Source organism: Pallidibacillus pasinlerensis (assembly GCF_009996845.1).
Taxonomy (GTDB): domain Bacteria; phylum Bacillota; class Bacilli; order Bacillales; family Caldibacillaceae; genus Pallidibacillus; species Pallidibacillus pasinlerensis.
In genome coordinates this window covers 1-1,346 of sequence record NZ_JAACYS010000142.1, presented here as the reverse complement: position 1 = coordinate 1,346, position 1,346 = coordinate 1, and the positions used below count along the sequence as shown (strand labels likewise).

The 1,346-nt window shown below is 45.2% G+C and carries 1 protein-coding gene; it reads left to right on the top strand.

The genetic code is table 11. The annotated features are described in order from the left end of the window. The coding region (locus tag GW534_RS15845) for an ISLre2 family transposase (RefSeq protein WP_161921928.1) at nucleotides 1-1,185 on the top strand (1,185 nt) is incomplete at its 5' end. Nucleotides 1,186-1,346: the final 161 nt, after the last annotated feature.

Here is a 1,346-nt window from a genome sequence, read left to right as displayed (position 1 = left end):
TTTACACACACGCTGATGTATGATTTAGAAGGAAATGCCCACTACCCTTTTGATGAATGGATTGGTTTTAAGAAATATCAACGTAGAAGCCCATTTGTAGAAGTTAAAGTTGCGGAAATGGCTGCAGAAAGTACGTATCGAGAAACGGCTCATATACTGAAGGAATGGACAGCTGTGGACATTAGCCATACAACGGTTGGATCGATTGTGAGGAAAGTCGGAGAAGCACAGGCGAAGGCGGACGAGGAGATGGTCACCGAGTTAGAAGATTCGGCTGAATTGCCAGAGGGAAAGAAAGTAGACTACCTCTACGCTGAAGCTGATGGCGTCTTTGTACGGGGGACAGAAAAGAAGAAAAGTCATGAGGTAAGCCATGCCATTCTTTACGAAGGCTGGGATACGAATGGCAAACGTGTTTCTTTGCGTAACCCAATCGCGATTATGACAACCCGACCGACGGTGAATTTTTGGAATGAAGTTCAAGCACTAACTGCCCATCATTATTCTTTGGAAAAGACGCAAGTGGTAACCAACAGCGACGGTGGTGCCGGATACACAGCTGAAAAGTTCCAGGAAGCCTTCTCGCAATCGGAATATCCAGTGATCAATCAACTCGACGCTTACCATGTGTTCCAAGGGCTAAATCGCGCACTTGGAGCTGCGAACAGTGAATATAAGGCCGAAATACGAAAAGCTTTAAAAGAGCATGATTTGGACCATTTTAATTTATGGCTCGACACCTATGAAAGCACGCTTGAAGATGCCAAGAAGATTGATAAAGTTAGGGCGTTCCGTTCGTATATCCTAAATAATTGGGATCGCATCATAGACTGGAGAGAGTGCGTCGATAACCCGCCAGAAAATGCGAGAAGCTTAGGAGCAATGGAATCGAACCAGCGTCACATTACATATCGGATGAAGAAGCGAGGAATGCACTGGAGTTCAGATGGTGCCGAAGCAATGGTCAAAGTGAAACAGGGAAAGCTAAATGGAACCCTAAGAGAGGCTTACCTGAAGGACAGCCATCGAAGTGCAAGAAAACAGCGCGAGGTCAAAAAGGTCGTTCGAATGTCGACTTATTTACACGAACCGAATCGTCCTTCCATCGGTGCGAAACAAGGTTCGATCGTCGTGTACGCAGCTCATTCATCCGCCATTGGAAATCTAGTTAAGAGTTTCCGATAATCACCCTGTTATTTTGTGTTCCGTTCTTGGTTTATAGAACGTAACACAAAATAACAGGCCACCAAGCGATGGTAATCGCGCGGTAGCCTAAGTAAGCGTACAAAAATAGAGTGCTGGAAATACTAGTGTGAGAAGGTTACCGAGAAAAGCTTGACACAAAC